At 29.0% G+C, this 2,025-nt stretch carries 2 protein-coding genes; one reads left to right on the forward strand and one right to left on the reverse strand.

Annotated elements, in window-relative coordinates:
* The first annotated feature begins 288 nt into the window (after window positions 1-288).
* The gene (locus V7056_RS19810; RefSeq protein ID WP_499704108.1) at window positions 289-783 is read left to right on the forward strand and encodes a hypothetical protein; all 495 of its coding nucleotides are present in this window, start codon (window positions 289-291) and stop codon (window positions 781-783) included.
* 192 nt (window positions 784-975) lie between these two features.
* Here the strand turns inward: V7056_RS19810 and V7056_RS19815 are convergent, their stop codons facing one another.
* Entirely contained in the window at window positions 976-1,692 is a 717-nt protein-coding gene (locus tag V7056_RS19815; RefSeq protein ID WP_499704109.1) for a class I SAM-dependent methyltransferase, read from the reverse strand.
* Window positions 1,693-2,025 lie beyond the last annotated feature (333 nt).

A 2,025-nucleotide genomic window follows, 5' to 3' on the forward strand; every position in this document is an offset into this window, starting at 1 on the left:
GTTTTCAAAGTTCACTTTGTCGCCTTCAGAAGCGACTTAAACATCATAACATCTTATCGACATTTGTGTCAACAATTATTTAATCTGTTTTTTGTTGTCCAAGTTGTTTCGTTGTGACAACATAAATAAATATACCACCTCGTCCAATACATTGCAAGCTTTTATTTACATTAATTTAATAAAACCAGAAATACTTAATGAATTAATTAGTTATTTATACAAATAGGTAAAAGTACAAGCATAAGCTATTCCTTCTCCATAGATTAGTACAAGAAAGGAGGAATTGTTATGCAAAGTAATGAAGCCCGTCAATTATGTAATAATTATAGAGGGCAGGTTGTACGCATTTACGATAAATCTGGAAATGAGCATTATGGTAGAATTAGTAAAGTTAGTGATGATCGAGTGTGGATCGAACCAATAGATCATCAACGTCAAAACTCTAATTACTCAAACAATAGATCATCTAATTCATCAAATCGCAATAGAAATGACTTTAACAGAGAACGTTCAAACAGAAATTACTCGAACAGAGATTACTCAAATAGAAACTATTCAAACAGAAATAACTCAAATAGAGATTATTCAAACAGAAACTATTCAAACAGAAATAACTCAAATATGGATTACTCAAATAGAAACTACCGTCAAGATCAAAGATATAATAATAACTTTCGTGAGAGAGAAAATTTCGGATGTGGATTCTTCGGTTGTGGTTTTGGAGTATCCATAGCTATAGGCTTTATCGCGGGTATCGCCCTTGCTGCGTTATTCTTTTTTTAGAATGAAAATAAATATATTATTTAACCGAAAAGACCCCTTTTGGTCTTTTCTTTTTTCTGCGCTTTCATAGTTATTTTATTAACTTCAATTTTGTATTCAGCAAAAATAAGAGTCACACTTCATAAATAAGCAACTTAATCCTTAAATTAAATATTTAATGAAAATAGAAAGCAAAGATAAGTTTTGATCAACTTATCTTTGCTTTCTACATAAAAACACCCTATATCCTAATACATCTTTATAACGTAGTATTAATTTTTGAAATTTGTGTAGTAATTCAATACCTTCAGCTGGCAATTTATCAAAAGGTAATGATGCCATTGGTTTTGTAGTAGTGTTTACAATTGTTTCGCCTCGGATAATTTTATATTCACCAAATCCTGCTTTGATTAAAGAATGTTCCCATTCTTTTACTGTTCTTGTTTTTGAAATTCCGTAAACGTCTTGTATATCTCTTTGTTCTCTTAATGTTAAAGGTTTCTCTGTTGTCATTTCAATCGCTAGAAGATATCCACCTTTTTTTAATACTCTTGCATATTCACTTAATGATTTATCTACATTTGTAAAGCTAGTTACTGACTCAGAAATAATAAAATCGTATACATTTTCTTGAAAAGGCAGTTTCTCTGCACTTGCTTGGAATAAATTAATCGGTATCTTTTTTTTATTAAAACGTTTTTTAGCTTTGATTAACATACGATCGTTAATATCAATCGTATCAATTGAACATTTATATTTTTCATATAAATATAGTGCTGTTTTGCCAGAACCACAACCAACTTCTAACACAGAACTATTTGATGTAATCTGCAAAAATTTCACCATTTCTTTCGTTAAATCAAATCCACCTGGATGTGCATCCTCAATTCCTAATGTGGCGATTAAGTCTATATAGTTAAATTTACCCACATTGGACCCCCTAACTTTTTATGTTAGATTAGTTTATTCACCAATTACATCTTTGGTTTAAAATCTAAATACAAATTGTAAGAGAGTTACTTAGCAAAAAGCTGCAGGTGGTTGAAGCTTCTAAATATTTTTTCTTCTATTAATATTAATTCTTTATTATTAATACTTTTATATTAGATGATTATATGCGATTTCAATAAAATACTTCTAAGGTCAATATTTACTCTTAAGCAAATTTTCTTCGAAAATGAAGTGTTTAAAGAATTTTTATCAATTATTTAAACTATTTTATAAACACAAAAAAACATCAGCTTTATAGCTGATGTTTTTCAT

The sequence above is a fragment of the Bacillus sp. JJ664 genome, from assembly GCF_036962205.1.
Lineage (GTDB): Bacteria > Bacillota > Bacilli > Bacillales > Bacillaceae_G > Gottfriedia.

Coding starts and splice junctions, on each gene's coding strand:
- V7056_RS19810 (WP_499704108.1), top strand. CDS start 289: ATGCAAAGTAATGAAGCCCGTCAATTATGTAATAATTATAGAGGGCAG.